Source organism: Paenibacillus sp. SRL342 (assembly GCF_984798905.1).
The window spans coordinates 2,016,242-2,035,293 of sequence record NZ_OZ481790.1; the positions used below are offsets into that span (position 1 = coordinate 2,016,242).

16 protein-coding genes are annotated in these 19,052 nt (G+C 46.9%); 12 read left to right on the plus strand and 4 right to left on the minus strand.

Annotation, left to right across the window (positions count from 1 at the left end):
• Nucleotides 1-207: 207 nt before the first annotated feature.
• Nucleotides 208-2,688, plus strand: a complete 2,481-nt coding sequence (locus AC4E8D_RS09240) for an EAL domain-containing protein (protein ID WP_221823034.1) — start codon at nt 208-210, stop codon at nt 2,686-2,688.
• Nucleotides 2,689-2,828: 140 nt separating this feature from the next.
• Here the strand turns inward: AC4E8D_RS09240 and AC4E8D_RS09245 are convergent, their stop codons facing one another.
• Together AC4E8D_RS09245 and yhbH are read right to left on the minus strand one after the other, a co-directional pair.
• Nucleotides 2,829-4,265 carry a SpoVR family protein gene (locus AC4E8D_RS09245; RefSeq protein WP_221823042.1) on the minus strand — a complete coding sequence of 479 codons (1,437 nt, stop codon included), beginning with the start codon at nt 4,263-4,265 and terminating at the stop codon, nt 2,829-2,831.
• Complete coding sequence (gene yhbH / locus AC4E8D_RS09250) at nt 4,262-5,431, minus strand: sporulation protein YhbH (RefSeq protein WP_074094335.1); 1,170 nt, start codon at nt 5,429-5,431, stop codon at nt 4,262-4,264. The genes AC4E8D_RS09245 and yhbH overlap by 4 nt, the downstream gene beginning before the upstream one ends.
• Nucleotides 5,432-5,686: 255 nt before the next feature.
• On the opposite strand from yhbH, the gene AC4E8D_RS09255 reads away from it, so the two are divergent.
• From AC4E8D_RS09255 to AC4E8D_RS09295, 9 genes are all read left to right on the plus strand, one after another.
• Nucleotides 5,687-7,021, plus strand: a complete 1,335-nt coding sequence (locus tag AC4E8D_RS09255) for an MFS transporter (RefSeq protein ID WP_490206110.1) — start codon at nt 5,687-5,689, stop codon at nt 7,019-7,021.
• A gap of 423 nt (nt 7,022-7,444) precedes the next feature.
• Nucleotides 7,445-8,713 (plus strand): sulfotransferase family protein, encoded by a 1,269-nt coding sequence (locus AC4E8D_RS09260; protein WP_221823046.1) that lies wholly within the window; start codon nt 7,445-7,447, stop codon nt 8,711-8,713.
• Nucleotides 8,710-10,641, plus strand: a complete 1,932-nt coding sequence (locus AC4E8D_RS09265; RefSeq protein ID WP_221823048.1) for an asparagine synthase-related protein — start codon at nt 8,710-8,712, stop codon at nt 10,639-10,641. The genes AC4E8D_RS09260 and AC4E8D_RS09265 overlap by 4 nt, the downstream gene beginning before the upstream one ends.
• Before the next feature lie 29 nt (nt 10,642-10,670).
• Nucleotides 10,671-10,808, plus strand: coding sequence for a paeninodin family lasso peptide (locus AC4E8D_RS09270; protein WP_174806426.1), 138 nt, complete (start codon nt 10,671-10,673; stop codon nt 10,806-10,808).
• 139 nt (nt 10,809-10,947) lie between these two features.
• A complete protein-coding gene (locus tag AC4E8D_RS09275) occupies nt 10,948-11,895 on the plus strand; it encodes a phosphoenolpyruvate carboxykinase (ATP) (RefSeq protein WP_221823050.1) in 948 nt (315 codons plus the stop codon).
• On the plus strand, nt 11,892-12,191 hold the full coding sequence (locus AC4E8D_RS09280) for a lasso peptide biosynthesis PqqD family chaperone (protein ID WP_017689560.1): 300 nt from the start codon (nt 11,892-11,894) through the stop codon (nt 12,189-12,191). Before AC4E8D_RS09275 ends, AC4E8D_RS09280 begins: the two co-directional genes overlap by 4 nt.
• A 4-nt stretch (nt 12,192-12,195) precedes the next feature.
• Nucleotides 12,196-12,678, plus strand: a complete 483-nt coding sequence (locus tag AC4E8D_RS09285) for a lasso peptide biosynthesis B2 protein (RefSeq protein ID WP_221823522.1) — start codon at nt 12,196-12,198, stop codon at nt 12,676-12,678.
• A 52-nt stretch (nt 12,679-12,730) separates the two neighbouring features.
• Entirely contained in the window at nt 12,731-13,864 is a 1,134-nt protein-coding gene (locus tag AC4E8D_RS09290) for a nucleotidyltransferase domain-containing protein (RefSeq protein WP_237176441.1), read from the plus strand.
• Entirely contained in the window at nt 13,864-15,681 is a 1,818-nt protein-coding gene (locus AC4E8D_RS09295; RefSeq protein ID WP_221823524.1) for an ABC transporter ATP-binding protein, read from the plus strand. Before AC4E8D_RS09290 ends, AC4E8D_RS09295 begins: the two co-directional genes overlap by 1 nt.
• A gap of 167 nt (nt 15,682-15,848) precedes the next feature.
• On the opposite strand, the gene cysC is transcribed toward AC4E8D_RS09295, so the two are convergent.
• The gene (gene cysC, locus AC4E8D_RS09300) at nt 15,849-16,487 is read right to left on the minus strand and encodes an adenylyl-sulfate kinase (RefSeq protein ID WP_221823054.1); all 639 of its coding nucleotides are present in this window, start codon (nt 16,485-16,487) and stop codon (nt 15,849-15,851) included.
• A 207-nt stretch (nt 16,488-16,694) separates the two neighbouring features.
• Here cysC and AC4E8D_RS09305 point away from each other — a divergent pair, with 207 nt between their 5' ends.
• Both AC4E8D_RS09305 and pdaA read left to right on the plus strand, forming a co-directional pair.
• Complete coding sequence (locus AC4E8D_RS09305) at nt 16,695-17,105, plus strand: hypothetical protein (protein ID WP_221823056.1); 411 nt, start codon at nt 16,695-16,697, stop codon at nt 17,103-17,105.
• A 97-nt stretch (nt 17,106-17,202) separates the two neighbouring features.
• Entirely contained in the window at nt 17,203-17,982 is a 780-nt protein-coding gene (pdaA, locus tag AC4E8D_RS09310; protein WP_074094344.1) for a delta-lactam-biosynthetic de-N-acetylase, read from the plus strand.
• A 197-nt stretch (nt 17,983-18,179) separates the two neighbouring features.
• Here pdaA and AC4E8D_RS09315 read toward each other — a convergent pair whose 3' ends face one another.
• Nucleotides 18,180-19,028, minus strand: a complete 849-nt coding sequence (locus AC4E8D_RS09315) for a DegV family protein (protein ID WP_211081105.1) — start codon at nt 19,026-19,028, stop codon at nt 18,180-18,182.
• Nucleotides 19,029-19,052 lie beyond the last annotated feature (24 nt).

The following is a 19,052-nucleotide window of genomic DNA, read 5'->3' on the forward strand; positions in this document are numbered from 1 at the left end:
AAATAAGTGTTGATTTTAAGGGCTGGGACGTTTAGACTATATACATTCAAATAAACGGGTTCCAATGTATGACAACGGCTTCAACTAAGTCTGTGGTCACGAGTCAAATGATGCGGAGGGAGTGCCTGTCATCCAGACAGCGCACTCGCTTCTTTTTTACATTTTTGCATACATACAAGGCATTTCCCGGTCGAAAGGAAAGAGTGAGTGGAGCACCTACATGGTACGTACAACTTAGAACTTGTTATTTTATCCTATATTATTGCATCGTTAGCTTCATACGCAGCCCTTGACCTTGCAGGCCGTGTAAGTCAGGCTAGCGGGATGGCGCGGAATGTATGGCTTACCTGCGGTGCAGTCTCGATGGGGCTGGGAATTTGGTCCATGCATTTCGTAGGTATGCTGGCTTTTGTTCTGCCTACGCAAGTCTCCTATTCCACCGGTAAGGTTATTTTATCTGTTCTACTTGCTATTGTCGCATCAGGGGTGGCCTTGAACATTGCGGGTAGACAATCGGGCAGGATAAGCCAGCTTATGATTGCTGGAGTGCTGATGACAGCGGGGATCAGCTCGATGCATTATGTGGGAATGGCAGCGATGTCAACTCCGGTTACGTATGAACCAGGCAGAGTGGTGTTATCCATTCTGATTGCAGCGCTTGCTTCCTTTGCGGCATTGTGGCTCATGTTTTTCTTCCGTTATCATCAATCAAGACATACCTGGGTTTACAAGATGGGCAGCGGTCTCATAATGGGGATTGGAATCTCTGGCATGCATTATACCGGGATGTCAGCCGCGCATTTCCATCATTCACATGGCTCGATGGTAAGTTCAGGTATGCAGATTGAGCCAGGCATTCTCGCCTACTTGATCGCATCGGGCACATTTATTGCTTTGGGCTTGACGTTGTTTGGCATATTTATCAATCAGCGAATGTCACAGAAAGATCAACGGATTCATGAGAACGAGCAATGGTATCAGGCCTTGTATCATAACCATTCGGATGCCATTATTTCAGTGAACAAGGAAGGGATTGTCAAAGGTATTAATGCTGCTGTAACAACAATCACCGGATATCCTGAAAAAGAGGTCATGGATCGTTCCATTGATGATATCGCTCAGCAGATCGATATCGAGTGGATAAGTGAATTTGATTCCATCGATTGGGATGATCATGGGCTGGAGCAGGCGCACTACATGGCCAAAATGAGAGACATACAGGGTGAACTTCTGGACCTTAGTATTGTTGTAGTTCCTGTTGTCATTGATGGCAGACATGTGGGAAGTCACATTTTGATCAAAGACGTTACAGAGGAGAAACAGGCTCAGGAGAAGATTCGTCACCAAGCTTTGCATGATCCGTTGACGGGGTTGCCCAATCGGCGCAAGCTGGATGATGTACTGGCTTGTACGATTCACGATTCAGAAGAAAAAGGGAATTCTTTTGCCGTTATGGTGATGGATATAGATCGTTTCAAGATGATTAATGACTCGCTGGGACATTCCATTGGAGATGTATTTCTAAGAGAAGTCAGCAACCGGATCATGAAAGCCATAGAAGCTTCTGATCCCTTGGCTATGGAGAATGTCATGCTGGCCCGGATGGGTGGTGACGAGTTCACACTCGTTGTGACCCAGGATCAAGCGACAGAAGTACAAGTGGCAGAACTTGCAAAACAGATTGTTGAAGCCATTCAGTTACCTTATCGACTGAAGGAGAATGACTTTTACGTAACCGCCAGCATTGGAATTGCGATGTACCCGGATCATGGAGTTGGCGTGGATGCTTTGCTGAAACATGCGGACTCCGCCATGTATGAAGTGAAGAAAAACGGCAAAAATGGTTTCCAATTCTACACTGCTCAACTGGATTCGGAACTTTATGAACGCATTGAGCTGGAGGGTTATCTTCGTAAAGCTTTGGAACGCGATGAGCTGGTCCTGTACTATCAGCCACAGATTCGTACCGAGGATAGCCGCATGATTGGTGTGGAGGCTCTTATACGTTGGAACCATCCACTCAAAGGTCTGCTCGCACCCAATGTATTCATCCCGCTTGCAGAAGAGACAGGCATGATCTATGAGATTGGCAATTGGACGCTGCGGGAGGCATGCAGGCAGATGAAACTCTGGCATGCCAGTGGCGGACCACTCATTCCGGTATCGGTTAACTTGTCCAGCCAGCAGTTTCACCAATCCAACTTAGTGGAACAGGTCAAGAATGCCCTACATGAGACAGGGCTGGAGGCCCGTTATCTGGAGCTGGAGATTACAGAGAGCATGATGATGGATGCAACAGTGTCCACGGCAATCCTGAAAGAACTCACGGCACTGGGGGTAAAAATCAGCCTGGATGATTTCGGTACGGGATACAGTTCACTCAGTTATCTGAAGCATTTCCCGATTCACAAGCTCAAGATTGATCGTTCATTCGTGACGGGTATTACAGAGAGCCATAGCGATCAGGCAATTGTAGCGACCATTATATCGATGGCCCAGAATCTCAACATGGAAGTCATTGCCGAAGGTATTGAGACGAAAGGTCAACTGGACATTCTGATGCAGAATGACTGCCGTGAGATTCAGGGATATTATTTCAGTCGTCCTCTGCCGGCAAGTGAAGTTGAACATGACTTTTTTGTACCGCTGCGCTTGCAGGGCAATGGTACAACGCCGGTACCATCCTAATTTTATGAAATGCCAAGCGGCAAGTTCCCGTGTATGTCGGGGACTTGCCGCTTTTTTATGTCTTATTTTTTATTAAACATTAAACTGATCCATGATAAGAGTATTTATATTTTCGTTTCCTATAATGATAATCGAAAACCTTACATAAATTTGCGGTGGTGCTTCTTGCCGTCATACGTAAACCAGATCGGTTTATCCTCGACACGTGTCTCTACATGTACCGTACGCCCCCAGAGGCGATACAGATAAGGCATGGTGCGCTCCATATATTTCAGATCCAACTCAATGCCTTCATATTGATGTTTCAGCACGAGTTCCCCGGTCCGCATATAGTCGGCATCTTGCACGACCAGATAAGGGGAGCCCCCGTTGACACGTGAAAATACGAGCTGATCCCGTATATTTTCCCAGGACTTGTCGGTGATTTTCCAGTCCGGGCCTTTTTTCTCAAAGACGTAGAGGTCGAGGTCCTCAGTTAATTGTTTAGTCATGTAATTCCGAATAAAGGAGGTATCGGAATCGAATTCACGCACCTCGAACATTTTCGCACGACCCTGGCCTGGTTTACGGCCCCAACGATCCTGTTCTTCCCGGGTTGGGTTATCCCAGCGTCGTTCAATATCCTCGAAAATCTTCAGTCCCAGATAATACGGATTCAGACTTTGTTTGGATGGCTGCACCACGGAGGAGTTGAGCTTCGCGAATTCAATCGTATCCTCACTGTTGAGATCGAGTTCACGGATAATGCGTTGATGCCAGTAAGAAGCCCAGCCTTCGTTCATGATTTTCGTTTCCATCTGTGGCCAGAAATATAACATCTCTTCACGCATCATACTCATGATATCCCGCTGCCAGTCGGTCAATACTTCCGAGAATTCCTGAATAAACCACATGACATCCTTCTCTGGTTCAGGCGGAAAGTGATGGACCTGAATGCCTTCGGCTGGTGTATCTTCGGTCTTCACATCATCAAGCGACCATAAATCATCATAGCGGCCTTCCGGTTTGGGTGCTTTCTCACCGCGCTGCTCCCGCATTTTCATCTCCATGTAACGTTGTTTGTCCAAATGGCGGGGTTTAATCAGCTGTGGATCTACATGTTCCTGAATTGCGATCACGGCATCGATAAATGCTTCAACCGCTTCCGTTCCGTACTCCATCTCATAATTGCTGATCCGATCCGCCGTAGCAGCCATGCTTTCGACCATATTACGGTTGGATTTGGAGAAGCGGGCATTGTTTTTGAAAAAATCACAGTGTGCCAATACGTGGGCTACGATCAATTTGTTCTGAATCAGGGAATTGCCATCCAGCAGGAAGGCATAACAAGGGTTGGAGTTGATGACAAGCTCATAAATTTTGCTGAGTCCAAAATCGTATTGCATTTTCATCTTATGAAATGTTTTGCCAAAGCTCCAGTGGCTGAATCTGGTCGGCATGCCGTAGGCTCCAAATGTATAAATAATATCCGATGGGCAGATTTCGTACCGCATGGGGTAATAGTCCAGACCAAAACCATTGGCAATCTCCATAATCTCGGCAATAGCGTATTCTAGGTCGCGGATCTCATCTGTCATCTAACGCTGCCTCCTTCCCGTTTCTGGAAAAAGCTGCGCAAAGCTTTGTACACTTCGCCTTTTTCTTTGATCACATAATACATAAACTGATCCATCTTGATATGGCGGTAAGCCGACATCAGTGTGCTACTGCGGTTATATTGATTCACTTCGCCGTATCCAAACATATTGCTACGTTTCATTAACTCCCCGATCAGCTTCACACACCGTTCGTTATCCGAGGTCAGATTATCCCCGTCAGAGAAGTGGAAAGGGTAGATGTTGTAGCTGGAAGGTGGATAACGGCTGTCAATAATATCCAGCGCCTTCATATATACAGAGGAGCAGATGGTGCCTCCGCTCTCGCCACGGGTAAAGAACTCTTCTTCGGTTACTTCCTTGGCTTCCGTATGATGGGCGAGGAAAACAATCTCAACTTTCTCATACTGACGGCGTAGAAAACGGGTCATCCAGAAGAAAAAGCTGCGCGCGCAGTATTTCTCAAACGAACCCATGGACCCGGATGTATCCATCATGGCAATAATAACGGCATTGGATTGAGGAATGATTTTGTCTTCCCATGTCTTGTAGCGCAGGTCATCCGGACTGATATGATGGATGCCTGGCGTGCCAGTCGTAGCATTGCGACGTAGATTCTCCAGAATGGTACGTTTCTTGTCAATATTGGACTGCATACCTTTTTTGCGAATATCGTTGAAAACTACCGTATGTGTCTCAATCAGATCCTTGTCTTTCTGCTTCAGATCAGGTAATTCCAGCTCAGCGAAGAGCATATCTTCCAGTTCCTCAATACTAACTTCGGCTTCCACAATATCATGACCAGGCTGATCGCCAGCTTTTTCGCCTTTGCCGGGTTTCTGCGAAGCAGCGGGATCACGACCGATGACGTCTCCGACCTGACTGTCACCGTCTCCTTGACCGACATGTTTTTGCTTCTGGTAGTTATACACAAAACGGTACTCATCCAGACTGCGGATTGGTACCTTGATGATTTGTTTTCCATCAGACATGATGATGTTTTCTTCCGTAATCAGATCAGGCAGATTCTGCTTGATGACATCTTTCACCTTTTGCTGATGGCGCTGCTGGTCCTGGTACCCTTTGCGGTGAAGCGACCAATCTTCCTTCGACACGACGAACGAGTAAGGCTGGTGTGAATTTGACATGTAGGCACCCCCCATTGATTACGCGGCACAGTTTGGCCTGTCGGTAATTAAGTATATTCACGGGCGAGGACGATATGTGATGAGAGTGGATATAAAATGATACAATTACGCAAGTTCACCTCGGAGGTAAGGTGAGTTGCAAGAACAGAACTGCACCATTTTTTACAGAAACAGTGAACAAGTGTGATATCCTTCCTTTACAATAGGAGAAAGACATCAATCATTATAATAGTTGCATGTAAAGGAAGGATTTATGTGAATAAAAAGGCGATCAAGGCTTGGATTATGTATGATTGGGCCAATTCGGCTTACGCGACAACGGTGTTGGCAGCGGTCCTGCCCGTATTCTATGCTTCGGTTGCTGCAGCAACGCTGGATAAGGATACCGCCGGCTCCTACCTGGCTTATACACACTCCATTGGCATGTTGTGCGTAGCTCTGCTAACACCGTTGCTAGGAACGCTGGCTGATTTGTCAGGACGTAAGGGCGACTTCCTGCGTGTATTTGCAATCATAGGCGTCCTTGCTACATTGGGATTCAGCGCAATCGGTGAAGGGGACTGGTTACTTGCTTCCGCTTTGCTGGTCATATCTACGATTGGTTTTGCAGGTGGTAACACCTTTTACGATGCAATGCTGCCGGATCTGGTACCTGTTGAACGAAGAGACATGATATCCTCCAAAGGATATGCCTATGGTTATATTGGAGGAGGATTGCTGCTTGCGGTGAACCTGCTGATGATTCAGCAACCGGGATGGTTCGGGATGAGCAGTACACTGGCAGGCACAAGACTTGCTTTTATCTCCGTCTCGTTGTGGTGGTTGCTGTTCTCGATACCGATCTTTCGTCATGCTCCGAGACGGCCTGCATCACCGGACATGCCCGGCTCGTGGACAGGGTATGCTGCGGTGGGCGTGCGCAGACTGCGGCAGACCTTTCGTCAGATGCGGCGTTTTCCCCAGTTAATCCGCATGTTGTTGGCTTTTTGGTTTTTTAATGACGGCATTAATACCATCATTCTGATGGCTACAATCTATGGGACAAGTATAGGTATTGGCACAACCGACCTGATGCTCGCGCTACTGTTAACCCAGTTCATCGGGTTCCCGTGTACATTGTTATTGGGAGCATGGGCACAGCGTTGGGGAGCAAAGCAGGTATTAATTGTTAGCTTATCGGTTTACATATGTATTGTGATTCTCGGTTATTTCATGACACAAGCGATCCACTTCTATGTGCTCGCCGGGCTGGTTGGAGTCGTGCAGGGTGTGAGTCAATCCACAGCGCGTTCCCTGTTTAGCAATCTGATGCCGGCAGGCAGAACAGGAGAGTATTTTGGTTTTGTGAATATTACAGGCAAATTCTCTTCGATCTTCGGTCCATTTGTGTTCGGTTATGTCGGACAGATCACGGGTTCCACGCGTTGGGGCATTCTGTCGCTGATCTTCTTTTTCATCGCAGGCATTGCTGTATTGTTAACTGTGAAGGTACAGAAGGGGATGCAGGATGCTGCATTGGCAGATCAGGAAGAAGAGCAAAATAGGAGTGTCGGAGCTCCTGGGAAGAGTTCAAATGTAAGGTTCACCTGATGATTGTTCAACGGTTTTCATAGTAAGCTTCTCAACGGATTACGCATGGCTTCAGGCATTGTTCCTCACAGAACATGTCTGGAGCTTATTCGCGTTTGTGCAATCAGAACATAGTTGATCATGAATAAGTGCTTAAACGACAGACAGGAGAATACAGTGAAAGAGTAAGAATTTATGAAAAGGTGAAAATAAAAGATTGACATGATACATTTTGTATCATAGAGTAAAACTATAAATACATATTGTATCTGAGAGTTGTCGAAAGAATATGTGTATTTGCATCACTCTCGGGTAAGGTTCCGACGGAATGTTGCAAAATACTGACCTAATAGTTTGCGTAGTATTCGTTTTGCCAAACACAAAAGTAGAGTCTGGTCTATCCCGGCTGCATGCTTAATTTATTGAACAGAGGAGAGGCTGCCATTGATCGACGCTCAAGGTAACGGACTTGTTTTCTTACTATGTGTTCCCCGCAGTGGTAGTTCATTATCCACAGTCATGCTACAAAATCACAGTCGTATATTCGCCACCCAGGAAATGTGGTTTCTGATGAGTCTTGTCGATCTGCCAAAAACCGATTCACGCGCTTATGGTGGCAGCTCCATCATGCGTCAGTTCTACAATGCCATGGTATCCGAGGATGTCTTCGAAAAGGCGTGCAGAAGTTTTGCTCTTGAGATCTACAATGGATTCCTGGAAGGGAGCGGAGCAGACTTCATCGTTGATAAATCTCCGCGTTATTATTACATGCTAGAATGGCTGGATCGTCTGTTCCCACAGTCCAAGCGCATTCATCTCCAGCGTAATCCTCTGGCCATAGCAGCATCATTCAAAAAGGTAAACCGTCATACAGGTGAAGGATTCGACCTGACTCATAGTTTGCAGAGCTCCAAATTAAATATGAAATCTGTAGATCTCACACTGGGTATGCTCCGCTTGAATGATTATTTTGCCGAACCACATTCCAATGCGTATGAATTGCAATATGAACGAATGGTTTCCAATCCCCAGGAAGAACTTGAAAAACTATGCGCGTTTCTGGGAATTCCATATGAACAGGGTATGGAGCAGTATGGACAGTTTCTGGACAGTGCCAAGTCTGACATGTTCTACAGTATGGGCGTGGGTGATCCATTCCTTTCTTCCCATCAAGAGGCACATCAGGGTTCTGTTAACAACTGGAAAAACATATTAGAACCACATGAAGTTGAACTGTATTGTCGTGTGATGGGAGCGGATCTGTTCCATCGGATGGGGTACAGTGACCAGTTGGCAGAAGCCGAACAATGGACGGGTGTTCGTTATGAAGCAAGTCCGGATCAAGAGGTCATCGAGCGAATTACGCATCAGTTGATTACAGCGACCGGTTGCGACTGGCAGCAGCACTATCGGATGCAGCCAGCTGATTCTCTCGTCCATGATTCCCATGAAAATCGGAATGATTCAGCTCTCGAAGAACCGGAAAAGATAGATCCCACACTGGCTGCACTGGCAACGATCAGACAGCTGCAGGCCGCACTACGGGCGGCAGATCATCGTCTGGAACGAGGATACAGTGAGCGAGAACGTTTGAAAGTCCAGCTGGCTTCTGCTCAAAGCAAAATACAGCGTATCAAATCATGGGTACCATTTGGTCACCAGATCAGCGCTTGGGCTTCACAGCGCAAGATTCTACGGGGAGGCAAGTCATGAGCGCCATAGCAGGAATTGTACACAACGATGGTCAGCAGGCGCTATGGGAAGACAGCTGGCGTCTTTACGCAAGCCTGGGGCATGTCCCTGCGGATACAACAGGGGTGTGGAAAGGCAATGAGGCGTTCCTTAGCTGTCACGCCCAATGGATTACACCGGAAGCGGTTAGCGAGAAGTTGCCTCTATATGATGAGGAAAGTGGTCTGACCATCACGGCAGATGCCATTCTGGATAACCGGGAACAACTGGCAGATCAATTACAGATATCCAGAGCTGAGCTGGCGATGTTATCGGATAGTGAATTGATCTTGCGTGCCTATCAGCGCTGGGGGGAAGATGTAGCTGTCCGATTGCTGGGGGATTTTGTATTCGCGATATGGGATGAGCGGAATCGAAAACTGTATGCAGCGAGAGACATTACAGGCATGAGAGCTTTTTATTACCGACATGATGGCTCACGTTTTGCTTTCTGCACACTCATGAATCCGTTGCTTGGGCTTGAAGGGGTACATAAAGAACTGGATGAGACCTGGTTGTCCGAATTCCTTGCCATTCCTGACATGCATGATTCAGCAGATATCAATTCAACCGTATATCGGGGAATAAGCCAACTGCCTTCTGCACATACACTTGTTTTCCGGGATGGGAGACTGGAGCTGAAGCAATATCATCGCTGGAATGAAGTCGAACCCCTAAGGCTGAAATCCGATGGTGAGTATGTAGAAGCGTTTCGGGAGGTCTTTGGGCAGGCGGTTGGATCGCGATTGCGAACTCACAGGCAGGTAGCTGCTGCTTTAAGTGGCGGACTGGACTCGGGAGCCGTGGTTGGTTTTGCTTCTGGAACACTGAGAAGTCAGGGCAAACGGCTGCATGCTTATAGCTATGTTCCCGTGCCGGATTTCACGGATTACACGTCGAAAACGTTGCTTGCTGACGAGAGACCATTTATACGTTCGACTATTAATCACGTCGGGAATATCACAGAGAACTATCTGGATTTTGAAGGCAGAAGTCCTCTCAGTGAAGTAGACACCTGGCTCGATATTATGGAAATGCCCTACAAATACTTTGAAAATTCATTCTGGATTCGCGGATTCTATGAAAAAGCGAGCCAGCAGGATGCAGGTATTCTGCTCACAGGAGCACGCGGTAACTTCACCATCTCCTGGGGCCCGGCTTTGGATTATTACGCCAGTCTGCTGAAAAGTGGCCGCTGGTATCGCTGGTTCCGTGAGATGCAGCAGTACAGTGAACGGACCGGTATGCCCTTCTCCCGTATAGCCAAGATCACCGGGAAAAAGGCATATCCAGAATGGTTCAAGGCACAGTCCAAAGGAGCAAGCCAGGCCGCTTCTGTACAGTTGATCCATCCTGATTTTGCTCAAAGAACAGGTGTACTGGAAAGACTCAAATCCATTATTGTTCTGCAGGGCGGTGCCCAGGCTGATGCACTCAAAGTACGTGCCGAGAAATTCAATAACCTGGCCATTGCGAACAAAAACGGTGCTGTAGCTACAAAATGTTCTCTGCGTTACCGCGCTTGGGAACGTGATCCGACAAGTGATGCCAGAGTCATCCGGTTCTGTCTGTCCGTTCCGATTGAACAATATGTGAAACAAGGGACGGATCGTTCATTGATTCGCCGGGCTACTTCACCGGAGTTGCCTGACAAGGTCAGACTGAATCAACGGGTACGGGGGGTACAACCGGCGGATTGGCTGCATCGCATCATTCCGAATTGGGATGCCTTTACGGCCGAGTTGCGTGCCTTGTGTTCTGATAGCAAGGTTGCTGGCATATTAAACACGGAGCGTATCAAGTCTGCTCTGGCCAATTTTCCGAGTCCAAGACCTGAACTTGCTTCACATCCAGATCTGCGATTGATGATGCATAGTCTGATCGTCTATCGGTTCATTCGAAAATTCTGAATGAGGGCACATGAAAGGAGGTGAATACGATGCAAATGGAAAAAAAGGAATGGCAAGCACCAGCTCTTGAAGTGTTGGAAGTCAATCAAACGATGGCCGGTACTGGCTACAGACAAATTGACTGGATCACAGTTCACGATGCGGATCTGTACGATCCAACTTCCTAAGTTGTTTAGTTCCAAAACGTGTCATCATACTTAAAGGGCGGAATTGGAACCAATCCAGCTTTTCGCCTCCGCCCTTATATTGAGCAACATGAATATAAGGGCTTTTTTTTACATTTAATTACGAAGGAGGCGTCGTTCATTGTTGCCTGTGCATTATGTGGCGTATGGTCTGCGCTGGTCGAGCCAAACTCGAATGCCTGAACTACAGATCGCACCCAAGGATGCGGAGAGTGATTTTGATGTCGTGGATGTGCACATCGAGTCTTCAGATCTGACCCCATTGTGGGAGGATTGGAATGTAGGCAACGACAACTTTGTGGCACGAGAGGGCAGTCTTTTTTTCAAAATCGAAGATACAGGTCTGTTTCTAATGGAACAAGGAAAGCGCATTGTCGTGTCCCCTATATCGGGTGCAGATGAGAAAAAGGTTAGATTATTCATCCTGGGCACTTGTATGGCGGTCATTATGATGCAGCGTGGCATTCTTCCTTTGCATGGTAGTGCAGTTGTTATTGATGGATGGGCTTACGCATTTGTCGGACATTCGGGAGCAGGCAAATCAACACTCTCGGCCGCACTGGCATCACGCGGATATCCGCTTCTCACCGATGATGTTGTCGCATTGACCTGGGATGCTGGGGGAAGGGCTATCGTATCACCTGGTTACCCGCAACAGAAATTGTGGCAGCCCAGTCTGGATGGCTTCGGTATGAAGGAACAGGATTATGCAACGGTTCACGCGGAGATTACCAAGTATGCGATACCTGTTCAGCACTATTTTCATGAGATGGCCGTACCACTAGGTGGAATATTCGAACTTGCTCCACAACCGGAGGAAAACCATACTTCTGTTCAACTGGTTGAAGTGATGGGGCTAGAACGACTGCATCTGTTATGCTCCCATACGTTCCGGGGTGGACTTGTTGCAAGACAGGGGCTGGCACAGTGGCTGTTCGAGACGGCTTCAAGACTTTCAGCAAGTGTGGAGATTGGCAGATTGGTCAGAACGGGTGCTGAGTTTACAGCATTTGAGATGGTGGATCGGATCACAGATCATATACGTAAAGGAGTGCATACAGGACAATGACAGCGACTACACCGATGAATGTGGAAGACCGGGTAACCCGGAAGGAAGGCAATCTGGTCAGTGATATGGGCAGTGAGAAAGTTATGATGAGCATTAGCTCTGGAAAATACTATAATCTCGGGAGTACCGGTGGACGAATCTGGGATCTGATCGCAGAAGAACGCACGCTGGGTGAAGTTGTTGAGGTACTTGCTGCGGAGTACGAGATTGAGCCAGATGTATGTCGTGAGCAGGTGGTGCAATTCCTGGAACACCTGTCCCGTGAAGGTTTAATCGACGTTACTCGCGGAGTGTAGAATGATGTTGCGAAAAATAAAGGCTTATCTCGCGCTCCCGCGGTCGATGCGTCGACTGGTATGGGAGGCTTATATGCTCCTTGGTTGGGCACGCATACAGAAGGCTATGCCATTTGCCAAAATCGCGCCAGGGCTGGGTACACCCATGCTTGAAACACCGATGACAGGACTTGATCGCAGCGAGGTCATCACTATACGGAATATTTCCAAAGCGATTTCGCTCGCCAGCAAATATACGTTATGGGAAAGCCGCTGCCTTGTAATGGCGATTGCCGGGATGAAGATGCTTCAGCGACGCAAGATAGAGAGTACGTTATATATGGGGACAGCGCGGAATAAACAAGGACATATGATGGCTCATGCCTGGCTGCGAAGTGGTAAATTGATCGTGACCGGAGCTGATACTATGGACCAATATACGGTTGTCGGTGTGTTTGGCAAACGGTGTCCGGAGAAGGGATCTGGGGAGATTGTCTATGATACATGAAAGTGAACTCTATTCATCAGGGTTTCCGAAGGAGCTTAAGCTGATTTTGAGCATGATTAGAGGTGATCTGACGGCTCTATCCCCTGAAGAACTCAAGGCAGGTTTGCAAGGAACGGATTGGCAGCTCTTTCTGCGGCTTGTCTATCATCACCGCTTATATTCTGTCCTTTATTTGAAAATGAAAGAATTGAACTCTGCAATCATTCCTGCAGATGTTATGGAGAGTCTGAGACAACAATACACGGTCAATACGTTCCGCATGTTACATCTGACAGCTGAGATGGAGCAGGTGTGTGGCGCTTTTCGTGAACGCGGCATCCGCAATATTACACTAAAGGGACCAGCGCTCGCCCATGATCTCTATGGCGATGTATCCATGCGAACCTCCAAAGACCTGGATATCCTGATTCCGTTCGATGATGTGGAAGCGGCTGAAGGAATTCTGGCTACTCTCGGATACGTATCCAAGGAAGGGGAGCGAGCACCTACGGTGCGCAGCTGGAAATGGCGGGAACATCATATCTGTTATACCCATCCGGTCAAAAAGACTCAAGTAGAGATTCATTGGCGTCTCAACCCGGATTCGGGGAAAGAAACCGATTTTGAATTGCTGTGGAAACGCAGCCGATTCAGTTCATACACACAGACACCTGTCCGTATGCTTGAACAAGAAGACCTGTGGGCTTATCTCGTAACCCATGGTGCACGACACGGCTGGTTCAGACTGCGCTGGTTACTGGATATCGACCAGATGATCCGCAGCATGCCACTTGATGTGAAGAAAGTGGAAAGACGTCTGAAAGCGGAGGGGCGTTTATCCATCGGTTCACAGGCTCTTTATCTGGCCTCGGAGCTGCTGAATACGCCGCTGGATGTAGAGTACAGGTCCTTAATGTCCTTGAGTGACCGTACAGGCAAGCGATTAGCCAATGAAGGCGCAAAGTTCATGAACGACATGCTGGAAAGTCCGGCTGATATGAAGTCTTATCAATCATATCTGTTTAAACTTCGAAGTACCAAACAGAAATGGTTTTTCTTTATCGAACGTTTATATCCAAGTACATGGGATGTGGATCAATTGCCGCTTCCGCGTTCTTTGTTTTTTCTGTACTTTCCGTTACGTCCGTTTCTCTGGTTCTGGCGGCGAATTAAAAGGTATACGGTGACGGAAAGGGGTAAAGTATGATCTCGGAATTAAGATATTTCATGCGAAAGTTGCATCATGTCACGGGGCCCATTTTATATTGGAATCTGCTAGGGATGATCTGTATCAGTCTCATGGAAGGGATCGGTATCTACATGCTTGTTCCGATGCTGAGTCTGATTGGCATATTTGAGATGGGCTCCACAGGCTTAAACATTCCCTGGCTTGGAGACGTATTGAATCGTTTTTCTGAAAATAGCCAATTGTTACTCGTATTGTTCACCTTTGTATTGATTGTCTCCGGACAGGCCTGGATGCAGCGTCTCCAGACGATCCGTAATACGCGAATCCAGCAGCAATTTGTACGCACGCTGCGCATGGAAACCTATGGTGCCATTATTATGGCGCAATGGTCATTTTTTCTCCAAAAACGAAAATCCGATTTTAACCATATATTAACGACTGAACTTGCACGTGTGAGTCAGGGAACGAGCATTATGCTGCAAATGGCAGCCTCTCTGATCTTTACGGGCATTCAGATCGGTCTCGCTTTCTGGTTATCCGCCAAGTTGACGGCACTTGTGCTGTTCTGTGGATTGTTATTATTTTTTGTCTTGAGAAAATTCGTCAAGCGGGCCAAGCAGATCGGAGACCAGACCTCTGAATATTCGCAAAGTTATTATAACGGCATTACCGAGCATTTTAACGGAATTAAGGATATTAAGAGCAACATGCTTGAGCGCTCACACATGAACTGGTTTGAGCGCATGTGCAGACAGATAGAACGCAATGTCATTCAATTTAGTCAATTGAACAGTGGAACACAGTTGATTCACCGGATGTCCGCGGCAATCATTATTGCGGCATTCATCTATCTTTCTCTCCGTGTAATGACGGTGCCTCCAGCAAGTCTGCTGCTCATCATCCTTATCTTTTCCCGCTTATGGCCAAGATTTACGGCGATTCAGTCCAATCTGGAGTACATCAGCTCCATGCTGCCTGCGTTTCGGGTAGTCAGAGAACTGCAAGCGCAGACGGCGAAGAGTCGTGAGATTAGTGCAGAGATTGCTTCGGCAGGAGATGTTGGAACTGATGGTATTCAACCTATGGAACTGAAGGAATCTATCACGTGTGAGGATGTCTGCTATCGCTATGAGGGAAGTGATGCTTACTCATTGAGAAATGTGCAAGCTTCGATTCCAGCAAGGGGTATGACCGCAATTGTAGGTAAATCTGGAGCAGGCAAGAGCACGCTGATAGATCTGATTATGGGCCTTGTGAGGCCTGAAACTGGTCGTATTCTGATTGACGGTGTGCCTCTGTCAGAAGAACGATTATTAAGCTGGCGAAGTTCCATCGGATATGTCTCCCAGGACCCATTCCTGTTTCATACGAGTATTCGTGAGAATCTGCGTCTGGTTGATCCAAATGCAAGTGAAGAACAGATGTGGCAGGCTTTACAGTTTTCCTCTTCTGCGGCTTTTGTGAGAAAGTTGCCACAGGGTCTGGATACGATCATTGGTGATCGGGGTATTCGGTTATCCGGGGGGGAGCGTCAGCGATTGGTGCTTGCCCGGGCCATGTTGCGTAATCCTTCTGTATTGGTGCTGGATGAAGCAACAAGTGCGCTGGACAGTGAAAATGAACAGTACATTCATGAGGCGTTAGAACGGTTAAAAGGACATGTGACCATTATCGTGATTGCACACCGATTGTCCACGATTCGGACGGCAGATCGTGTAATTGTGCTGGATGAAGGTCGGGTGATTCAAGAGGGTGGATATCAACAGTTATCTACTGATCCGGTAGGGACGTTCAGCAAGCTTTTGAACATGCAGGCGGGTGTTGTGGGACAGTAAGAGGGTAGATAGCAGAATCCATTCCAAAATTAAAAGCCGAGTATGGGACATATGTATCTGCTTCTGTTCATTCATATATTTATTGAATAATCAGGCACGACACACGTAAAGAGGCGCGCCACGATGGGCGCGCCCTTTATGTAGGTGGTTCGTATATTGAGCATGGATTAATGAACAACGGCTGTTTTCGTAGGAAGCGGCAGCTGTAGAGCACCGATCTGCTCCAAATGCTGTATGATCTCTTGTACAGCTTCCTCAATGGACGATTGTTCCGTATCGATGATGACTGAAGGTGATTTGGGTACATCATAGGGGGCGGAAATGCCTGTAAAATGCGGGATGTCACCGTTGCGGGCTTTTTTGTATAGACCCTTGGGATCACGACGCTCACATTCTTCAATTGAACAACGCACATAGATTTCAATGAAATCATCCGGTTCGAATAATTGTCTAACCATCTCCCGATCCTGTTCATGAGGAGAGATAAAGGCCGAAAGTACAAACAACCCGGCATCCACCATTAACTTCGATACTTCCCCAATTCGGCGCAGATTTTCTTGACGATCCTCAGCTGTAAAACCAAGATCGCGGTTCAGTCCATGACGTACATTATCCCCATCCAGAACATAACAGCTTACGCCTTGTTCATAGAGATTTTGCTCCAGGGCAAATGCAAGGGATGACTTTCCTGCACCTGATAATCCGGTAAACCATATGGCACGACTACGGTGCCCATTATGCTTCTCCCGGTCTTGTCTGTTGATGCTGGATGATTGCCAGGTTATATTGCGCTCTTCCTTCGACATGAGTATCCCGCCTTTTCCCTACCATGATATGTATAATATTTTAACATATTTACAAGATTATAGCACCTTACAGATTTCTTCAAAATAAGCGTGAATCGACAAAATATCGGGTATAGATGTAGTACATACATAAGCATTATGCATATATCCAAGGAGTATTTTGAATCGATTGATGCAAAATGCTCACATCGCAGGAGGAACAATGTCATGAACGAAAACATACAAAACATACAAGTTGGGTTCAAATGCCCGGATTGCCAGCAGGATATCCGAGCGGAATTTATAGATGAACAGGTCAGCACGGTTCGTTGTAAAGGTTGTGACAGAGCGTATACACTTTTGAAGCCAACCATTGGTGATGAGATTCTATTGGATTGGGAGCAGGAGGCTTTGTATCACAAGCTGAGGGCAGAGCGGTCTGAACTGGATAATCACAATATGTCGGCCTTGATTATCAAAGTTATCGAGTTGCTTACATGGCGTGATCGGGGAGATGGACAGACCCGTGCCATACAGACCGTGAGGGAATGGCTTGCTTCCAGTGGCAAACCTCAGACCTTACTTGAATTGTTCCATCAATCTCCGCCACAAGCTGAAAATAAACGTTTCGATCGTTGATGATTTACATACATTAGCCGTTCCTGTGGCATATTACCTGAAGGTATTCGTGTGTGCAAACGACTAACCGAATTTTTCAGGAACAGGAGCGGATAGAATGAAGCGAATGGTTCTATATATACTGTTGGGACTGTTGTCCATCAGTATGGTACCGGCACAGACTGAAGCATCACCGGTTACCGGAGCGTATCACTTTGGCTTCAAAAAAAGTCAAAACGGTCAACTGCCCTCCATTGATCAGGAAGGCTTTAAATCGATCTTACAACATAACGATGCCATTTTCCTGGGGGATACAAAACAGAAGGAATTGTATCTCACGTTTGATAACGGGTATGAGAATGGATTCACACCTGCCATACTGGATGTTTTGCGTACCAAGAAGGTACCAGCTGCTTTCTTTGTGACAGGTCATTATCTGAAAGATCAGCCTGAGTTGGTCAAACGTATGGCGGCAGAAGGTCATATTGTCGGTAATCATTCATGGAGTCATCCGGATATGACCCGCATCTCCAATGAAAAGCTTAGAGAGGAACTCGAGAAGGTCAAGTCAGAGGTCAATCGGCTGACGGGTCAACAAGCGACCTTTTTACGGCCACCGCGGGGGATTTTTAACAATCGTACGCTTGCAGAGAGTCATGCCCAAGGGTATGTGAACGTGTTCTGGTCTGTTGCTTATAAAGATTGGGATACCAATGTGCAGCGTGGTGCACAATATGCTCATCAACAGGTGTTGAAACAACTCCATCCGGGCGCTGTCATTTTGCTTCATTCGGTATCCAAAGATAACACGGAGGCTCTGGGTTCCATTATTGATGAGGCTCGCAAGCAAGGATACGCATTCAAAAGTCTGGATGATCTGCGGACCAAAAGTTATTGATCCATTATCATAATGAGCAATGGACCAAGTGTAGGTCATTCAAAGTTTAGCAAAATATTAAAGGGCATCCTGAGCGATTAAGCTCGGAATGCCCTTTTTAGTTATACCGATATGCCAGTCCAAGTATTGGATGTACCACATACAGATCTAGAAGAAAGGATTGGATTGGGTAATACGATACGATGTAGCGTGTAATACTATAAAACAGTACTATAGATGATTCCAATTGTTTTTGGGCCGCAGTGACTGCATACTACACAACCAGCAGTGGTTAGTTCCACACGGGCACCCGTTTGTTCCTGCAAAGACTTCTGCAAGTCAAGCGCATCCTCTTCAGCCATAGTGTGCACAACAATCAGCAGGTCTGGATCGATCTGATCCTTCTGGCTGAGCGTATTATTCAGCATTTGTTCCAGAGCTTTTTCCCGTTTGCCGCGCACTTTATAGGCAGGTGCCATCTTGCCATCTGTTACCCGGATGACAGGACGAATCTTCAACAGGCTTCCAATCAGGTTCTGCATGCCCGAACAGCGTCCACCTTTATGCAGATACTCTAGTGTATCGATGACAAACTCCGTGCGTACATTTGATTTCATCGCCTCAATCAGGTGTGTAATCTGAGTCAGGTTTTGCCCTTTATCAGCAGCATGTACAGCTTTCATCACCATCAGTGCAATTCCTGATGAGAGATTCTGTGAGTCAATGACCGATATTCGACCTTCAGGGAACTCGGAACTCGCTAGTCGTGCATTTTGATAGGTAGAGGAAAGTTCAGAAGATAAGCTGATATATAAAATCTCATCCCCTTGATCTATGTAAGGTTGAAATGCCGTTATGAAATCAGCGGGGGAAGGTGCAGCTGTTTTGGGAAGACGCCCATCTTGGCTGACACGTTCATATAGCTGTTCAGGCTTAATCTCAGCACCGTCTTTCAGTGATTCTTCACCGAACACGACATATAAGGGAATGATACCGATATCGTGCTGCTGGATCCATTCTGGAGCCAGATCACTTGTGCTGTCCGCAAAAATTTTGATTCGTGACATGTCAATCTCCTTTGAAAACAATGA